This window comes from Photobacterium sp. BZF1 (assembly GCF_014349205.1).
GTDB lineage: Bacteria > Pseudomonadota > Gammaproteobacteria > Enterobacterales > Vibrionaceae > Photobacterium.
Genome location: NZ_JACSOF010000142.1, coordinates 1 through 17,409 on the forward strand (window position 1 = coordinate 1; position 17,409 = coordinate 17,409).

A 17,409-nucleotide genomic window follows, 5' to 3' on the forward strand; every position below is an offset into this window, starting at 1 on the left:
GAACATACCCGCCAGCACAGTTTGATCCAGCGTGCCCAGCATAAGGTCGCGGCTTCGCGGGTGGCAGAGTTCAGCCTCAATGATATTGGTAAGAACTTGGCCCAGCTCAGCAAGCGGGTGGAGTTTGCGATGCGCTCGGGCAGTGCTTCGCCAAAGATTGCTGCGGATATTGAACAGCTGGCCAGCCGGATGGAGCAGCGCCTTCAGCAGGCAACATACAAAGACCAGCCGGTGCTAAGTCGCCAGCTTAAGCCGGTATTCCATGGCGAGCCACGAACCGTATTCCAAATCAAGGGGCTAGATACCAAGCGGCCAAGCCCTCGTGATGAAACGCTGATTTTCAATTTGGCCAAAGGCGGGGCTAATGCAGTGCCGGTGAAGCTCACGGCGAATGCGACACCAGAAAAACAGGCGATGCAGTTTCGTCAGGCGCTCAATGAACACGGTATTGGGGTGTCACTGAACAAACAGCGTCAATTGGTTTTCTCGACCAATGAAGCGGACTGGCAGCATTTGTCACAGAAAATGCGGGTCGTTGGCCAAGGTGACCGTTTTCCGGCAGGCCAGCCGAACCGGGTAAAACTAGAGACAACCGAAGCGCGCTTTGAACCACAGAGGTGGCAGATCGACAAAGAACAGCTTCGCCAGACGCTGGTAGAAACCCAGCAAATGATGAAGCAGATCAAATCCAGTATTCGGGAATTGAAGCTCCACAATCAGGATGTTATGCAACGAATCGATACCATCAACCAGCGTAACCGTTACCTCAGCGAACAGGTACTGGACACGGTTGAGGCTGATTTGTCGCGCATACTACCTACCAGTGATAGCTTTACCTCGGCGTTTCAAAACTTGAAGGTGCAGGCCAATGTCCATCGCCAAACCGTGGTATCTTTACTTGGATGAAAAAGGTCAGTTGATAATGGCCTGTTTATTAAAGAATGAGCTGAAAGATAACGGGGCTTGTTGAGGACTTTTTATGCTGTCACCGATCTCTGCGGCGATAAACAAACTACTGCGAATCGAGCCACAGCAGCTAAAAGCGGATCAGTTTACCCCGCCGCCTCAGCAAGGGGCAGCCAAGCCTTTATCGAATAACGCCCAATCATCAACACCACAAACCATGCCACATGCCCAGTGGCAGGTTGTCCGTATGCTGGCAAGTTCATCGGCCTCGTCATTGGGTCAAACCCAGGGCTACCAAACACCGACGCTGCAATCACCCAGTTTTCGTCTAGGTGGCGGGGAAGGGGAGTTGCAACTTCGCCTTCAGCTTGAAGGCCAAATGCATACCGTCCGTTGGCAGGTCGGCGCAGCTCAGAGTGAGCCCCAGCTGCTCAATTCCACCTTGCCAACCGCACTTTCATTGGCCTTGCTGCCAACCGTTGATCAGGGCTGGCGGCTTGTTGCCAAGGGCTTTATGCACAATGAACCGCTGCAGCTGCTGTGGTCACCCTATGGCAATAATGCCAAAGTAGGCAGCCCTGCCCATAACCCAGTTTCACTCAAGCTGTGGCTGCGCACTGGGTTTATTACCACGGTTATCCTTTTATCTCTATTCTATTGGTTATTTTAATCTATTGGTTATTTTACAGCCAGGCCTCCTTTAGCTTTTCTTTAAACTGCTTTATCTCTACGTCTTTATCACTATTTTCTCTTTTCATTTATTCACCTTTAAAACCCTCATAAATACATTCACTCCGTGTTTAACTCTAAAACGTTTTAATTTGCTAGCTTAAACGTCTCTATTCATTTCCCCCAGTTCCCAGGACCCAGGACCCAGGGCCTAGGACCCAGGATCTATTTCCTTTTTAATTTAAGAAAAAAATATTTTTGTCGTAGGCGAAAAAATAATTAAAAATTGCCAAAACTCTGTTTAAGGGAAGCGTTTAGGTGTCGTTTTATAGAGGTGTAGACACTCATACAGAATCATCCACAGAGGGCAATAACATGCTATCGATTCATACTAATTACACGTCTCTGATCACTCAGAACAACCTAAACAAAACATCTGGTGCAATGGATAGCGCGATGCAGCGTATCTCTACTGGTTTCCGCATCAACAATGCTTCTGACGATGCAGCGGGCCTACAGATTGCCACTCGCCTACAGTCTCAAGTAAACGGCCTAGGTGTTGCCCAGCGTAACTCACAAGATGCGATCTCTATGCTACAAACAGCAGAGGGTGCCTTCGACGAGATGACCAACATCGGTCACCGCATGAAAGACCTAGCGACTCAAGCGGCAAACGGCACCAACTCTGAGAACGAGCATGATGCAATGCAGGCTGAGTGGGATCAGCTAGTCAATGAGCTAGAAAGCGTTATCGACAACACCCAGTACGGCTCGGGCAACAACCTATTTGCTGCTGGTGGCCTGCTAGATCAGGAAATCACTTTCCAGATTGGTGCAACAACGGGCGAAACACTTACAATTAACATCGCAGAGTCAATTAACGATGTTCGTAACACTATTTCAGACCTTAAATCTATCGATTTGAGCGAGAAAGCAGAAACCGTTTCTGTTGGTGGTGTAGCGTTGAGGTCTTGGGCTGATGTTGATGACAGCAATAAAGATAAAGTCTTTAGCGATGCCGATCTATTCGCTGCTATGGAAGATGCCGGTTACGACGGCCCATCTTGGTCAGACATCGCAGATATGGATGATGAAACTCAGCAAGAGGCAGCCATATCTGCTTTTGAAACTGCAGCTAAAACTGAAATCGATACTATGACAGCAGGAATTGACCCAGATGGTGTTAATGGTGCTGCAACTGCAATGGACACTGTAGATCTTCTAATTAACGGTGGTACTGTTATGGTTGATGTTGACGGTGTTGAAACTCCAACAGAAGTTGCAGGCATCGGCTCTATCCGCTCTGAGCTAGGTGCTAACATCAACCGTCTTGACCACACTATCGTGAACCTTGGCAACATGGCTGAGAATACGGAAATGGCGAAAGGTCGTATCATGGATACTGACTATGCGGTTGAATCTTCAAACATGATGAAGAACCAGATGCTAACACAGATGAGCATGTCTATGCTGTCTCAAGCGAACGGCATGTCTGGCATGGTAATGAGCCTAGTAGGCTAATTTACCTAGCGGCTAATTCGCTTACGCGAAATAACTGCAATCAAACCACTCCAAATAAAACAAAACCGCAGTTTAGGCTGCGGTTTTTTTATTTAATAAATAATAAAAACTAATTCAGTTACTGTTTTTAAATAAGGGTTTGACCATTAAGAAGCTAGCTATTTTTGTCGATTGTTATTAATGAGAAATTAATTTTAATAGCGGAAGTGGTGATTTTCCGCTACCGGAAGTAAATCTTCCGCTTATCTAATTGAAGAACGCTATTCAAGCGATATAGCCGTAAATATAACCAAACTTAGCATGAGTTAGCGAATATTTACTTAATTTAAAGTTGGAACATCTTTTGCATAAAGGCATGAAGTACAGCTTTTCCTTAAGTGGATTTTAAATACGAGCTAGGTTGAGGAGAAACTCAATGTCAATGATGGACCCAGCTTCTTTAGCAATGCAGATGGTGATGATCCAGCGTCAGCCATTTGATATTCAATATGTTAACCAACAGGCAATGTACCAAGCACAACTTGATGCTTGGAAAGATATCGATTCAGCATTCAGCAGCTTTTCATCCGCGCTGGAGAATATGAACAAAGCCGATAATAGCTTTGTGAAAAATAGCGCAACGCCGAGTGAAGAAGGCTATATCAATGCCACTGCGAGCGGCAGTGCGCGCCACGGTAGCTACGACCTTTTCGTTAAGCAACTGGCTCAGGCCCAGCAAGAAGCGATCACCCTAAAAGGCGAAGACCTACCGACCGAGGGAGTCGTAACTATCGATATTGCCGGTAGTGAAGAGCCATTGGTCATTGATTTCGGTGAGTTCAACGAGGACGGCGACAAGACTATCACCGACCTTGCTGACTACATTGAGGAGTTTGATGAAGGGATCTCAGCCTCAGTGGTGCGCTCGGGCGATGAAGTGAGCCTGATCCTCAGCAGTACTGAAACCGGTGAAGAAAACAGCTTCAGCCTGTCGTTTGACAACAGCCTTGGCGACTACTTCCACCCACCGAAAACGCTGACAGTAGCGCAGGATGCCATTGTCATGGTTGGCGGTGAACAAGGCCTCGAGATCCGCAATAGCTCCAACACTATCGATGATGCTATTTCTGGCGTGACGCTCGAACTGACCAAGGCCCATGAACCGAATGATAAGCCGCTGACCCTGGTGATTGGCGGTGATAGTGAAGCGTCTACTGAGGCCGTTGAAGAGTTTGTTGATGCTTACAATGAGCTGATGAACACCATCCTCAAGCACACCATGACCGATTACCAAATCGAAAATGATGACGGTGACAACGACGATGAGGACAGTGTCAAGTTCACCAAAGCTGGGGTATTAGCCAGCGACTCTACCGCCCGTAGTCTCAAAAACATGCTTAACAATATTGCCCGAGGCCAATTTGATGAAGGCACCTTGTACAGCATCGGGATCGAAGCGAACCGCGACGGCACGTTGAAAATCGATAGCGAACGATTTGAGAAAGCCTTGGCTGAAACACCGGAAAAAATCGACGCTATTTTCTTTGGAGATAACGGTGCCCTGACGGCGTTGGAGAAAGCGATTGAGCCTTACACCGGATCGGCGAACTCAGGTAACAACCTGCTAAAAGGACGGCAGGAGAGCCTGCAGGGCAATATCGACCGGGTTGAAGACAAGAAAGAGCAGCTCGATTACCGGATGGAGAAAACCTACAACCGCTACTTGCGCCAATACACCGCAATGCAGCAAACCATGATGCAGATGGAATCAACCGGTTCCATGTTTATGTTTTAGAGGAACAAATAATGTTAATGGATGATTCTGGCTTCGAGGCGTACCAGCAAGTTGATGTAGAAGCGCAGGCAGCGGCAGCTAGCCCGTACCAGTTGGTGCTGATGCTGGTGGATGGTTTCATGGATAACCTGACCCGTGCCGAAGGCCATATGGCAGCAAACCGCCTGAAAGAAAAAGGCGAAGCCATTGGTAAGTGCATCGACATTATCGGTGGCCTGAACAGCGCATTGGACATGCGACAAGGCGGGGAATTGGCCCAGCAGATGAACCAGCTTTACGATTTTTGCAGCATGCGCCTATTCGAAGCCAGTGTCCATAATGATGCCGAAAAGCTGGCAGAAGTGCGTACTGTCATGGGCAATATCCAGCACGGCTGGCACCATTTCGGAGCAGCCAATGAAGGTTAATCCAACCCAGATCAGGCAACTGGCCTTGCAGCTCAACCAGAGCTACAAGCGCAAAGAGTGGCAGGCAGTCCGTAAGATAGATAAAGAGATCTACACCATGCTGGCAACACTCAAGGAGCAACCGGGTATTGCGCAATCACTACGGCGGGAAATCCTTCAGCTCAAGCAGGTCCATTTAGCCGCAATGACAGCGTGTGAAATGGAGAAAAACCATCTTGGCCAGGTGCTGGCCAAGTTACAGAGCCAACGTGAAGGGGTATCGGAATACCAGCAAGTTGAGTTGGCCGGAGGGTTACTTCGATGAGCCATATCTCAATACCGCCATCAATGCCTCAGGGACACGGCCATGCCTCAGCGACGTTGCCGGTAGCGGCTTCGAATGAGGGCTCTTGGATGGACAGCTTCGCTGCACTGCTTGGGCTAAGTGGTGATGGGACCGCTGAGGTCGAAATGGCTGACGAGGCTAACCCGTATTGGTTCGATCTTTATGATCAACTCAAGGGACTGGCTGAAGGGGAGGACTGGGTATTTAGCTCTGCCCACCCTTTTATCGAGCAGTTACCGCCAGAGGGGCAGTTTCGCCTGATCAATATTACCAATGATTTGAGTAGCGATGTCAGGGACCAGCTGATTGGTATGATGCGCCGTGCCGACGGCTTGCAGAGTGTGTCGGTGCAAATGGGGCAATCTCAGCCTGCTATCCCTCATTACCTTGCAGCAAACGGTACGCCTCAGGGGGAGTCATTGTCGTTTGATCAGGCCATCGAACGGGTGATCTCCAATGCGATGACACCGGTCAGGCAGGAAACGACAAATCCCGTCTTGCTGCAGCAACTAACACAGGCCAGCAGTTTTACCACCTTGGCTTTGCAAGAAGGCCCGGAGAATGCTCCCGCATCATTGGATAGGCCAATAAACCAACCTAATGCTCCGCGAGCCGAGTGGGCGCCGGTCAAAATGGCCGAGAACCAGCAGCAATGGGGCCAGCAATTGGTGTCAGTGCTCAAGGAGCGGGTGCAGATGCATCTCAACCAAGATGTCCAGCATGCCCGTATCCGCCTCGACCCCCCACATCTTGGCAACCTAGAGCTGTCAGTCAAGATGGAAAATAACAAGATTCAAGTCCACATCGCTGCAGCTGATCCGGCTTTGCGCGAAGCAGCCCAGCAGGGTGCCGAACGCTTGCGCACTGAACTTGAGGGCAAGCAATTGGCGGGCGCCATGGTTGATGTCGATGTCAGTGACCAATCCCAGCAGCACGCCCCTGAGCAGCCAGTTGAAAATTCATTTGTGATGCAGCCTGTGGCTGAAGGGGCTGACTGGCACGATTCAACCGATCTCTTATCAAAGGCGGACCAATACCGCCTCACTCGTATGGTGTAAGGAAAACAAATAATGGCTAGAAACAATGTAATGGGCACAAAAGTGATTATTGCAGCGATGGCTGCTTCAGCGCTGATTGCCTTGTCTTCGATCGGTACCTACGCATTTATCGTCAATGATAATTCATCCGATTTCAGTATTTTTGCCCGTGCCGACAAGACCAACCGTGCCCACTTTATGAACTTGGATAAGTTTGTCATTTCTGTCGATGGCGAAGAACGCACCCATTACCTGATGCTGGAGTTGGCACTGAAAACCAACTCGCTTCAAGCCCATGATGAGCTGATTGAATTCAAACCGCTAGCGCGCAATGTCTTATTGAAGATGTTTAGTCAGAGCACCTATGAAGACCTGCGCAAAATGAATGAAATCGATAGCCTCCAGCAACAGGTGATGGGGCAATTGCGACAGGTGTTGGCCATTAATGGTTACAACCACCAGATTGAAGAAGTGCTGTTTACCAAGCTTGTGCTGCAATAAAGGAAGGGATTTATGTTAGAAGCACAGCAATTACCATTCGAGGATGAGTATGCCCAGTGGCAAACCCAACCCTCGCAGAACAACGAAGAGCAGATCCTGCGCCAGCATTTAGGTTTGGTAAAGCGTATTGTCCAGCAACTTCACCACCACGCCTCGGGGTGTATGGGGCTTGATGACATGGAACAAATTGGCCTACTTGGCTTACTGGAAGCGGTCCGCCGCTACGGCGAGATGGATGATAACTTCCGTTTCTTTGCCACCCGCCGGGTCCGGGGCGCTATCCTCGACGAGCTGCGTCGCCGTGATTGGCGGCCACGCCAGTTGCGCCAGCAAGTCCATGAGCTCAACAAAGTCTCCAAGCAATTGACCAAGCAGTTGAAGCGCCCGCCGAACGAGCATGAATTGGCAGAGGCATTGAAGATCAGCCTCGAAGAATGCCACCGTTTGCTATATGCCGCTCAGGCTGAGGAACTGTATAGCCTAGAGCAGTTGTTTGAGTCGGACAGTAGCAGCGTTGATTTTGGCGAGAGTGATAATAACCTGCAGCATTTGATCAACGATGATTTGCTCAGGCATGTCTTGTCCCAGTTGCCGAAGCGTGAACAGCTGATTCTGGATTTTTACTACCAAAAAGAGCTTAGCTTGAAGGAGATCGCCATTGTGGTTGGTTTGAGCGAAGCGAGGATTTGTCAGCTGCACAAGCAGGCAATCAAACAAATGAACGCCATGATTAAGAGCTTGTTGTAGGAGAAAGTTATGCAAAAAATTATCGGTGTCTTAATCATTATCCTGTGTGTGTTCGGTGGCTTTGTGCTAGCCGGTGGATACCTTGGCACAATGTGGCAGCCTGCCGAGCTGATGATTATCCTAGGGGCCGGGGCCGGAGCACTGGCTATCGGCAACCCGCACCATGTGATTGTCGAGATGTGGCATCAGGCCCGTGGCATCGCGGTTAAGCGTGACGAGCGCAAGCTTTACCGCGAGCTACTTTCGCTGATGTACCACCTGCTTGAGCAGGTGCGCCAAAACGGTATGCGGGTGTTGGACGAGCACATTGAAGAACCACACCAGAGCAGCCTGTTTTTGAGCTACCCGGAGGTGCTGGAATACCCGAAGCTGGTTACCTTCATTACTGATAACTTCCGTTTGATGGCGATGGGAAAAATCAGTGCCCATGAGCTGGAAAGTATGTTGGAGCAAGAACTGGAAGCTATCGAGGAGGACTTGATGGAGCCGTCCCACTCGATGCACCGTATCGCTGAGGCGATGCCGGGCTTCGGTATTTTGGCAGCGGTGATGGGGATTGTGATCACCATGACCAACATCGATGGTGATATGGCGCAAATCGGTATCAGTGTTGCCCACGCCTTGGTGGGGACATTCCTCGGTATTTTCTTCTGCTATTGTGTTTTTGATCCATTGAGTTCGGCCATGGGCAATCAGGTCAAACGCGAGCTAGCGGCCTTTGAGTGTGTCAAAGCAATGATGGTGAGCTATACCGCCGGCAAACCTGCAATTGTCGCTGCAGACTCAGGCCGTAAGCTAATCATGCTGGATGTGAAGCCGACCTTTGCCGAGATGGAAGGTTGGGTGACGCAACAGGTGTTCCAATGATACGGGGTAATAATACCGACACGATTATCATCAAAAAGCGTCGTAACAAGGGTGGTGATGCCCGCCATGGCGGGGCGTGGAAGGTGGCGTTTGCTGATTTTACCTTGGCGATGATGGCTTTTTTCATGGTGATGTGGGTACTGCAGGTCACGACGGAAGAAGAAAAAAGCCGGATTGTGGGCCGCCTTAGTGGCGGCCAGCAACAGCTTGTTCCTAGCAGTGACCTGTTTATGGAAAACAGCCCGTTTGTGGTCGACTTGGGCGGTTCATCGCTGCCAGGATTGCAGAGCGAGCAGCCCAGTAACCCTTATAACCTAGGTAATTCCCTTACAATCAATGTTGTTGGTGGTGATGGTGATAGCTTTGGAGGCTTGGGAGAAGAGGGACCATCTCTTGTTGCTGGTCGTTATGAAACCCATGAAGACATGGTGGTATTGGGTGAACACCTTAAAGGTGTTAGTGAGTTCCTATCCGCCAGTAGCCAGTTAACGGTTGAAGCAGTGCCGCAAGGGTTGCGAGTATTGGTCAATGATGACAACGAAAAACCAATGTTCAAACTGGGCGGGGCAGAGTTGACACCATTCTTTGAAGATCTGTTGCTGGCAATTGCACCGACCTTCGCCACTATTGAAAATCCAATAATGATCTCCGGCCATGCCGATTCAAGTGGGTTTAGCCGCCGAGCTGCGGGTAATAACTGGTTGTTGTCAGGCCAACGTGCCATGCGCGCAAGGGAAGTACTGGAATTTGGCGGTATGCCTAGTGAGCGCGTCGCTCAGGTGACAGCAATGTCCGATACCATGTTGCTTAATGAAGATGAGCCTTATAGCCACCTTAACCGTCGCATTGAAATCTTGGTGCTGACCAAAGATACCGAGCAGCAGCTAAAGCAATTGTTTGGCCGTGATGGAGATGGGCCTTCTTTGGAGGCCGCAAAGCAGGCTGCCTATGCCAATCAGCCGATCAGTTAAAGACATCAATTTGGCTTAAGTAAGAAAAGATAAGTCCAACGTCAGCGCTAGTTGGACAGCCCAAGCCAGTTCCTTACCAAAGAGGGGCTGGCTTTTTTACGCCTGTTATCAAGGCTTGTACTGGATAAAAAGAGGGGGCAGATAGTTTATCTGCCCCCTCTACATAAAGTCTGCCTAGTTAACTAGCAAGCTTGGTTAAATCATCAAGGTTGAAGAAACAACACCGATAAGGCCCGCGCTTGCCAGTACTGTTACGGCTTTCTCTGCCATACGGCCATTGCTTTCAGCCGCCTTGCCGAACATCGCGAAGACAAACGGGTGAACCAGGAAAGTCATAGCAAAGGTAAAGGTGATAAGGCTAGCTGCTGCTGAACCGAACATCCCTTCCTGTACTGCGGCAAACAGACCGAAGTGTGACAGGCCAGAAGCCGCCGACATTGATGCATGCTCCAAAGACATACCGGCTAGGCTTAGCAGCGTGAAGCTACCGAATACCGCCATGATCTGCCAGCCAAGGGAGAATAGCATCAGGCCTTTGACTTCGGTTTTCTCACAGCCATTGGCTGAGCGTAGGTTTTTCAGTGACAGGAAGACAAACACTGCACCAGCTGCTAGCAAAGGAAGCGTCCAACCAACCATTAGAGAGCCACGTTCGGCACTTGCTGCCAGAATCGTAAAGACGAAGATATGGCCGGCAAACGGGATGTTGATCATAATCGGTGCACGGGAAGCTGCAGTACGACCGAAGTCACCAGCAGTACAGGCACCAGTTAGGCCCGAGTGAGATAGGCCGCCAGCTAGGCCTGGTGCTAGGTTACGCACATGGTTTGATTTGCCGACAAAAATCAGTAGCGCTAGGCCACCAAACATCCAGAAAATCTGGCCCGAGAAGCCGTACACGATAACACTTTGTAGGCCTGGGATACCAAAGGCTTCAACCATGTGAGAACCACCAACCAAGAAGCTACCAGCAAGTACTAGCGGAATACCGGCAAACAGCAGTGCGTTCATTGTCGGGCCATGTTTCCACTTAGGCAGGACTGCGCCCAAACCAGAAGATAGGATCATCGCAAAGAAGATCTGCGGCAGGCCGATCACTGACGACACAACGTTCGACAGCCACAACGAGAGGTTCAGTACCACAATAATCGCAACTACTTCAAACAAGCCCTTGCGGATATACTGGCCTTTGTTCGAGATCACGGCTTTACGGTCAATCAGGATAAAGGCTAACGCCAAACAAATGTAAGATAGCAGTAGGAAAGAGTCGCCCAGAGCAAAGCTTGCTGTACGGTCAGATATCAGCACATCAGCCGTCTGGATACCGATAAGTAGTAAGAAGGCACGGATAATATACGTTAGCTGTGTGCTGCTTGTACCATGTACAACTTCTTGAGCTGAAGGGGAGAAGAAATCACATTCTTCATCAAAGTCTTTTTTAGACAATAGACGGCGGATTTCTTGGCCGCCCACGAAGAAAGAAGCGATCAATGCAATCACGGTTGTCTGGCCAATCAGCGCAACGATAGGGAACTGTTCCAGTCCCGGTGTCGCCATACCACTGTGCACCAGCAGTGAGCCTAAAGCTAGGCCAAAAACAACGATAACTAGCAGCGAGGAATATTTTGTTCCTGCGACCAGGGTACGGGCAACCAGTACCATAATTGTTAGGGCGGCTATCGCGATAACAAAATGGTTAAAAGCATATAGATGGGAAACTTGTTCCATTTTAACTCCAAAAACTCTTTCGAACTGCTCACAGGCACACCTCATGTGCTAGGCACATGAAGTTCTAACAATAGGGTCAGTTTGGCTGTGGGCGAGTGATATGTCCGTTACTGATTAGGTAACTACCTGTGGGGCAACATTTTCTGCAACTGGCGTTGGCGTCGTTGCATCGTTGAATAGGGCACGTAGGGCTTTCAACACTTCCTGGCGGGATACCACGCCGACATATTTACCGTTTTCCATGATCGGTAAAATCTGCGGCTTGTTAACCTTGATAGACTTAGCTCGCTCTTCTAGCGATAAGGTTGTCATTTGCGTTGCGTAGCCCATCGCCGTTGTTGGGTATAGCTGTTCCTTGTCCAAAGCAAGAAACTCAAGAGCATCTGTCAGGCGGTCTTCGATATCCATCGTGACCAAATCGGTTTTCATCAGGTTGCCTACCGTTACATCTTCATCTGGCAGATAGTCTTGGCACCACATTTCTACCATAATGTCATGAGCTGATAGGAAACCCACTAGCTGGCCGTTTTCATCGCAAACAGGCGCACCATTAATTTGGTTGCTGGATAGTACATCGATAGCCGCTGGCAAACTGGTCTCGGTACTCAACGTCGGGGCTTGCGTATTTACAATGTCTCTCACTGTAAGTAAAGCGCTCATAACAATCTCCTAAAATCAAAATCAACACTGTTTTAGTAACTCGCCAAGAGCCGTAAAGGGGCTCATTGAGCTGTTGACGGGAATGTTACTCAGCACCGGTGCATTAGTAAAATTGATTTTATTTAGAGTGTCATTCAATTTTAATGATACTTTGTTTGTAAATGTTTCAGGAAATGTCGCGTGATAATTCAATCAATTAAGATGATAAGGAGAAATAGGCTTTTATTAAGTGTGGTTATTCGCCAAAGCTTGGTGTGGGGGGCTATCTTTATCTGGCTGCAAGCCGTATCAGAAATACTGATTTCAGATGTGGTCTCTAATAAGTAAAAATGAATCAGGATATTATCCTTAAAAAGAGGTGATATCAAATATGTAATACCGATGGGCAATTGCTTACAGTTTTTAAGCTGCTGAAAGGGAAATTGCCACTAATGGATAAGTTGTTCGCATTACCCGGCAGTTAAAACTTGATACAATATTGGTTGTTTATTTAGCTATCAGGTTTATTGATTGGCAAAAGTAACTGGATGTTTCGGCAAATATACCAGTGACTTGGCCTTAAAAATGATAACTATCGACATCCAGTCCCCCTGTTGTATATCTAGGAGTCAAAGTGCGTTATTCGTTGAAACAGTTATCAGTGTTTGATGCGGTCGCTGAATTAGGCAGTGTTAGCCAAGCAGCTGAACGATTAGGGGTGACCCAGTCAGCGGCAAGTATGTCGCTTAGCCAATTGGAAAAGCTGCTGGGGCGAGACCTTTTCGTACGTCAGGGCAAGGATATGCGCTTGAGCCACTGGGGTAACTGGCTGAGACCAAAAGCACGCCGCTTGTTGCAAGATGCTGAACAGATTGAAGCGGGCTTTTACGACCAGCACTTATTCAGTGGCAGTATTACCATCGGTGCCAGCCAGACGCCGGCGGAACACCTAGTGCCGGAGCTTATCAGTATTCTTGATACTGACTTCCCAGAAGTCCGTACTGGGTTGGAAGTGAAAAGTAGCCAGGGCATCATCGAAGGGGTGCTGAACTATAAATATGACATCGGCATTATCGAAGGCCGTTGTGATGATAACCGTACCCACCAGGAAGAATGGTGCCGGGACCACCTTGTCGTCGTCAGTGCTGCTCATCACCCTTTTGCGAAGAACTCTCGAGTGAGCCTAGCACAGTTGGAACAAGCCCAGTGGGTATTACGAGAAGGTGGGGCGGGAACGCGTGCTATTTTCGAAAGTGCCATGGTGCCACTAATCCCGGATCTGGATGTTTGGCGTGAATATTCCCATGTACCGGTTATCCGCTCCATGGTAGCCAACGGGCACTACCTAACTTGCCTACCTTACCTTGATGTCGCTCCGTATATCGAGCGGGGTGAGTTGGCCGCACTGAATGTGCCTGAACTAAAAATGGACCGCGCAATTTCCTTTATTTGGCGTAAAGAGATGGGCGATCACCCGCTGTTGGAGTGTATCAAGCGCGAAGGCCACCGGATGATGAAGAACCATAAGCTAAAGAGCGTTTGACATCGCGATGCCCTCTTTCTAGTTAGGAAGAAAGCCGTGTTGGGCGTAACTGAATCAGCGAGAACAACTGGATCAGATAGATAAGCCCATCAAAATAAATGACCCAAGTACCGCCTAGCGACTTGGGTTTTTTATATTCAACAAGTTTTATTTTTATTGATAGGCACCATCCAATTAACTGATAAATCAATAAGATGACTTTTTACTCACCAAGCCGATTATATTTGTAGCGGAGACGTTGTTTAATAGTGAGGCTTGGTGGTAAGAGTTGATGTATATCCACTTATAAGCAATAAAATGCCTATCAATTTTTCTGATATAGCCTTTTAGTTGCCTTGTCTCATTTTGCCTGAAGATATTTTGTTTTCGCCAAGATCAAAAAAGGAGAACCGTCGTTCTCCTTTTAACATTCAGTATCCGAATAAGTGTTAGTAAATCACTTTTGCCTGCGTATAGCTGCTGATGATTTCTTTCACTTTCTCCATCACTTCTTTTGATGGTGGTGAGACGCCTGTTAGTGGGTAGTCAAAGCCCATCGCTTCCCACTTGTGCTCGCCAAGCTGGTGGTAAGGCAGCAGCTCGACTTTCTCGATGTTGTCCATATCCTTGATGAAATCACCCAGTAGATGGGCAGAACGCTCGTCATCGGTATAGCCTGGGACAACAACGTAGCGGATCCATGTTTTTTGGCCGCGCTGGTGCAGGTAACGGGCAAAGTCCAACACGCGTTTGTTCGGTACGCCGACAAGGTTTTGGTGGATACTGTCATCTAGTTGCTTGAGATCCAGCATCACCAAATCAGCAACATCAAGGACTTCGTCAACAACATCAGTATGTTTGCGGATATAGCCGTTGGTATCTAGACAAGTGTGGATACCTTCATCTTTGGCTGCACGGAAGAAATCACGCACAAACTCTGGCTGCAGCATAGCTTCACCACCTGAACAGGTGACACCGCCGCCCGATGAGTTCATGAAGAAGCGGTATGATTTCGCTTCGTCAATCAACTCTTTAACCGTGATCTCCTTACCATCATGAAGATCCCAAGTGTCTCGGTTGTGGCAATACTGGCAGCGCATCAGGCAGCCTTGCAAGAAGACGATGAAACGAATACCTGGACCGTCGACGGTACCACAGGACTCAAAAGAGTGGATTCGACCTTTTACTGACATTACTTAGCTTCTCCGCTTTGGGGCGTGTTTTACCTGTCATTTTATTACAAAATGGACAGTCAAAGTAGCTAAAAAGCACCAAAAAAGTAAGGATACTACTCAAGATATTACAACGAGGCGCAATGTTGCTTTTCATTCCAATCATGGTGCCATTGCTTCAATTGCTCTACCGGCATCGGGCGCCCGATAAAGTAACCTTGAGCAAAGTGGCAACCCATTTGGCGTAGGGCCTGCCATTGATAGGTACATTCTATCCCTTCGGCAATGGTGCTCAGTGACAAACGGTTGGCGAGCAATAGGCTGGCTTCGAGAATGGCGGCTGCGGTTTTACTTTTGGGTAAGGCCTGAATAAAGCTCATATCCAGTTTCAGGGACTCGAAAGGCAATTGTTCAAGCTGTTTCAATGAAGAATAACCTGTTCCAAAGTCATCAATGGACAGTTTGAAACCGTACATCCCAAGCCTGGCTGCGGCTTCTAGGCTTGGCCCGGTATGCTCAATAGCGTCTGATTCGGTTATCTCGAATGACAGCGTTTGGCTGATGGTCGGAAAAGGTTGCTGCAGGGCGATAACTTGGTCGACGAAGCCTTCGCTGATCAGGGTATGGGGAGTGATATTGACCGCAACCCGTCGCCCTGAAAAGGCCGGCAAGTTTGAGACAACATGGTGGATCGTCATCATTGCCAATTCATGTTCCCTGCCCATATCTTCAATGACAGATAGGAACCGGGCTGGTGGTAGCAGGCCCATATCGGGATGAACAAGCCGGATCAGGGCTTCGTTACCACACCACTCACCGGTACGGATATCAACAATTGGCTGGTAATAGGGCACCAGCCATTGATGTTCGAAAGCCATGTTTAACACTTGTTCAGAAAGCACATGGGCTGAATGGGAGGCTTGTTCCGGCTGCGGGGTGGACAAGTACTGTTCGGCTTGCCCTAGTAAGGATTGAATATGTTCATGCCGGGCTGGCTTTTCAAGGCACCCAATGACCTTCAGCTGGTAGCTTTTACACATCTGGCTGACAGATTTAATCACGTCTGGGCTGGCTGCACTGGAAATGATGATGGCGCCATTGAATGACAACTTGGCCAGATGGCTCAAGAAAGTGATACCGTCCATCTCCGGCATGTTTAAGTCACACACCAGCACATCAGGCAGCGTGATGTTGATTTGCGCCAAGGCTTCCTTTCCCGTTGAGGCAACACTGACACAACTGTCAGTTGCGGCACGTTCAAGTTGGTTACGCAAAACCTGTTGCTGAAAAGGGTGATCTTCAACGAGTAGTATGTTCATTAGAATTGTTTTACCTGACGTTTTAAATCATCGATCATTGTGTACACTGGCTGTAGCGATGAGGGTACGACTTTATCCGTTGTTGCCAGCTTTTCAATGGTTTCGCAGTGATCGGCCATTGCACTGTATTCCATCATTCGTGCTGCCCCCTTCATTCTGTGGCTGACCAACCGGGCTGTATCGCTGTCACGGTTGCCGATAGCAAGAGCAAGCGTTTCCAAGTCATCTAGGCAGCTAGTTATATACTCTCTAATGAAGTGTATGCCTGTGTCTAAATTGCCAAACATTGCTGTGATTTTGCTGATATCCAGTGGCCCTTGTGGTTGCCCTGTTGGCTGGACCTGTCGTTCAGCGTCGGTAGTGTTGAGTAAAGGCTGACTATTATCGGCTTTATCCCGCGAATTCTCTCCTATCCAAAAGTTTAGTTTATAAGAAAGCATTTGCATAGTGACGGGTTTGTTCAGGTAATCATCAAAACCATAGTGTTCAATATGGGTTTTGGCATCGCCTGCCGTGTTGGCTGTCAACGCAATGATGGGGAGTTGGTAATAACGTGCTTCCCCTGTATTAGACTCATTTTGTTTTTTCCGTATTGCTTTCACCAGCCCATAACCATCTAGCTCTGGCATGTGACAGTCTGTGAGTAACAAGGCATAGGGAGCGGTTTGAAGTGCCTCTAACGCCTGCAAACCGTTCCCGACAATATCAGGAAAAAAGCCGAGCTGTTGTAATTGCTGCTTGATGATTTGCTGGTTGATAGGGTGATCCTCGGCAACCAGAAGCAAGCGGTTTTGGGCGATGGCTGTTTCCCTATCCATGTTGCTACCTGCTATTGGCTGTGCCTGTACAGGTTGGAGCGTGACTGGTGTTGGGGTATTGGCAAGAGCGTGCAGTATTTGCTGAGGAACCAGCGGGCAACGACCGATACTCCAGCCCTGTAAGCATGGCTCTGCAGATAGTAGGGGGCTATCAGCCAAAAAGATGAACCTTGCCATAGCGCTTAGCATTTTGCTATCGGACTCTATATCTGCCTGCCAACGTTGAGGCAGGAAGATGACATCATACTGCTTTGCAAGTATCTCTTGGATGACATGAGATGAAAGGTTTTTGTCATCAAGGGCTTCTACTTGGCAGTGCCAGTATTTTAGGTAACTATCAAGCAGTGTCCTGTCATGCTTTTCGATGCCAATAAGCGCACAGCGCAAATCGAGTGATAACAGGGGTTGCAGGGCGAGGCGTTTGGCCGGCAGGGTAAAACTAAAGCTTGCACCTTCACCCAACGCACTCATGGCGGTGATATCACC

The 17,409-nt window shown here is 48.6% G+C and carries 17 protein-coding genes; 12 read left to right on the forward strand and 5 right to left on the reverse strand.

Annotated elements, in window-relative coordinates:
- The 11 genes from BIZ37_RS23995 to BIZ37_RS24050 form a co-directional block, all read left to right on the forward strand.
- The coding region (locus BIZ37_RS23995) for a hypothetical protein (RefSeq protein WP_187463656.1) at window positions 1-906 on the forward strand (906 nt) is incomplete at its 5' end.
- 73 nt (window positions 907-979) lie between these two features.
- Window positions 980-1,576, forward strand: a complete 597-nt coding sequence (locus tag BIZ37_RS24000) for a hypothetical protein (protein WP_187463657.1) — start codon at window positions 980-982, stop codon at window positions 1,574-1,576.
- A gap of 374 nt (window positions 1,577-1,950) precedes the next feature.
- Window positions 1,951-3,096 carry a flagellin gene (locus BIZ37_RS30305; RefSeq protein ID WP_255526885.1) on the forward strand — a complete coding sequence of 382 codons (1,146 nt, stop codon included), beginning with the start codon at window positions 1,951-1,953 and terminating at the stop codon, window positions 3,094-3,096.
- A 415-nt stretch (window positions 3,097-3,511) separates the two neighbouring features.
- Window positions 3,512-4,870, forward strand: coding sequence for a flagellar filament capping protein FliD (gene fliD / locus BIZ37_RS24015; protein ID WP_187463658.1), 1,359 nt, complete (start codon window positions 3,512-3,514; stop codon window positions 4,868-4,870).
- 11 nt (window positions 4,871-4,881) lie between these two features.
- Window positions 4,882-5,277, forward strand: coding sequence for a flagellar export chaperone FliS (gene fliS, locus BIZ37_RS24020; RefSeq protein WP_187463659.1), 396 nt, complete (start codon window positions 4,882-4,884; stop codon window positions 5,275-5,277).
- Window positions 5,267-5,581 carry a hypothetical protein gene (locus tag BIZ37_RS24025; protein ID WP_187463660.1) on the forward strand — a complete coding sequence of 105 codons (315 nt, stop codon included), beginning with the start codon at window positions 5,267-5,269 and terminating at the stop codon, window positions 5,579-5,581. Before fliS ends, BIZ37_RS24025 begins: the two co-directional genes overlap by 11 nt.
- Complete coding sequence (locus BIZ37_RS24030; protein ID WP_187463661.1) at window positions 5,578-6,660, forward strand: flagellar hook-length control protein FliK; 1,083 nt, start codon at window positions 5,578-5,580, stop codon at window positions 6,658-6,660. The genes BIZ37_RS24025 and BIZ37_RS24030 overlap by 4 nt, the downstream gene beginning before the upstream one ends.
- A gap of 12 nt (window positions 6,661-6,672) precedes the next feature.
- Entirely contained in the window at window positions 6,673-7,140 is a 468-nt protein-coding gene (gene fliL / locus BIZ37_RS24035) for a flagellar basal body-associated protein FliL (protein WP_187463662.1), read from the forward strand.
- Between the two features lie 12 nt (window positions 7,141-7,152).
- The gene (fliA, locus tag BIZ37_RS24040) at window positions 7,153-7,887 is read left to right on the forward strand and encodes an RNA polymerase sigma factor FliA (RefSeq protein ID WP_187463663.1); all 735 of its coding nucleotides are present in this window, start codon (window positions 7,153-7,155) and stop codon (window positions 7,885-7,887) included.
- Window positions 7,888-7,896: 9 nt separating this feature from the next.
- Window positions 7,897-8,754: a flagellar motor stator protein MotA gene (gene motA / locus BIZ37_RS24045; protein ID WP_187463664.1), complete on the forward strand. Its 858-nt coding sequence runs from the start codon at window positions 7,897-7,899 to the stop codon at window positions 8,752-8,754.
- On the forward strand, window positions 8,751-9,725 hold the full coding sequence (locus tag BIZ37_RS24050; RefSeq protein WP_187463665.1) for a flagellar motor protein MotB: 975 nt from the start codon (window positions 8,751-8,753) through the stop codon (window positions 9,723-9,725). Before motA ends, BIZ37_RS24050 begins: the two co-directional genes overlap by 4 nt.
- A gap of 195 nt (window positions 9,726-9,920) precedes the next feature.
- On the opposite strand, the gene BIZ37_RS24055 is transcribed toward BIZ37_RS24050, so the two are convergent.
- Window positions 9,921-11,453 (reverse strand): hypothetical protein, encoded by a 1,533-nt coding sequence (locus BIZ37_RS24055; protein WP_187463666.1) that lies wholly within the window; start codon window positions 11,451-11,453, stop codon window positions 9,921-9,923.
- 114 nt (window positions 11,454-11,567) lie between these two features.
- A complete protein-coding gene (locus BIZ37_RS24060) occupies window positions 11,568-12,113 on the reverse strand; it encodes a CBS domain-containing protein (protein ID WP_187463667.1) in 546 nt (181 codons plus the stop codon).
- 613 nt (window positions 12,114-12,726) lie between these two features.
- Here BIZ37_RS24060 and BIZ37_RS24065 point away from each other — a divergent pair.
- Window positions 12,727-13,635: a LysR substrate-binding domain-containing protein gene (locus tag BIZ37_RS24065; RefSeq protein WP_107301316.1), complete on the forward strand. Its 909-nt coding sequence runs from the start codon at window positions 12,727-12,729 to the stop codon at window positions 13,633-13,635.
- Between the two features lie 428 nt (window positions 13,636-14,063).
- On the opposite strand, the gene pflA is transcribed toward BIZ37_RS24065, so the two are convergent.
- The 3 genes from pflA to BIZ37_RS24080 all read right to left on the reverse strand — a co-directional run.
- The gene (gene pflA / locus BIZ37_RS24070; RefSeq protein ID WP_107301317.1) at window positions 14,064-14,807 is read right to left on the reverse strand and encodes a pyruvate formate lyase 1-activating protein; all 744 of its coding nucleotides are present in this window, start codon (window positions 14,805-14,807) and stop codon (window positions 14,064-14,066) included.
- Between the two features lie 107 nt (window positions 14,808-14,914).
- A complete protein-coding gene (locus BIZ37_RS24075) occupies window positions 14,915-16,105 on the reverse strand; it encodes an EAL domain-containing protein (protein WP_187463668.1) in 1,191 nt (396 codons plus the stop codon).
- Window positions 16,105-17,409 (reverse strand): response regulator (locus BIZ37_RS24080; RefSeq protein ID WP_187463669.1); only part of this gene is annotated, 1,305 nt, incomplete at its 5' end. The genes BIZ37_RS24075 and BIZ37_RS24080, both read right to left, overlap by 1 nt.

Excerpts from the sequence above, each read along its gene's own strand:
- BIZ37_RS24000 (WP_187463657.1), top strand. The coding sequence starts at position 980 with ATGCTGTCACCGATCTCTGCGGCGATAAACAAACTACTGCGAATCGAG.
- BIZ37_RS30305 (WP_255526885.1), top strand. The coding sequence starts at position 1,951 with ATGCTATCGATTCATACTAATTACACGTCTCTGATCACTCAGAACAAC.
- fliD (WP_187463658.1), top strand. The coding sequence starts at position 3,512 with ATGTCAATGATGGACCCAGCTTCTTTAGCAATGCAGATGGTGATGATC.
- fliS (WP_187463659.1), top strand. The coding sequence starts at position 4,882 with ATGTTAATGGATGATTCTGGCTTCGAGGCGTACCAGCAAGTTGATGTA.
- BIZ37_RS24025 (WP_187463660.1), top strand. The coding sequence starts at position 5,267 with ATGAAGGTTAATCCAACCCAGATCAGGCAACTGGCCTTGCAGCTCAAC.
- BIZ37_RS24030 (WP_187463661.1), top strand. The coding sequence starts at position 5,578 with ATGAGCCATATCTCAATACCGCCATCAATGCCTCAGGGACACGGCCAT.
- fliL (WP_187463662.1), top strand. The coding sequence starts at position 6,673 with ATGGCTAGAAACAATGTAATGGGCACAAAAGTGATTATTGCAGCGATG.
- fliA (WP_187463663.1), top strand. The coding sequence starts at position 7,153 with ATGTTAGAAGCACAGCAATTACCATTCGAGGATGAGTATGCCCAGTGG.
- motA (WP_187463664.1), top strand. The coding sequence starts at position 7,897 with ATGCAAAAAATTATCGGTGTCTTAATCATTATCCTGTGTGTGTTCGGT.
- BIZ37_RS24050 (WP_187463665.1), top strand. The coding sequence starts at position 8,751 with ATGATACGGGGTAATAATACCGACACGATTATCATCAAAAAGCGTCGT.
- BIZ37_RS24055 (WP_187463666.1), bottom strand. The coding sequence starts at position 11,453 with ATGGAACAAGTTTCCCATCTATATGCTTTTAACCATTTTGTTATCGCG.
- BIZ37_RS24060 (WP_187463667.1), bottom strand. The coding sequence starts at position 12,113 with ATGAGCGCTTTACTTACAGTGAGAGACATTGTAAATACGCAAGCCCCG.
- pflA (WP_107301317.1), bottom strand. The coding sequence starts at position 14,807 with ATGTCAGTAAAAGGTCGAATCCACTCTTTTGAGTCCTGTGGTACCGTC.
- BIZ37_RS24075 (WP_187463668.1), bottom strand. The coding sequence starts at position 16,105 with ATGAACATACTACTCGTTGAAGATCACCCTTTTCAGCAACAGGTTTTG.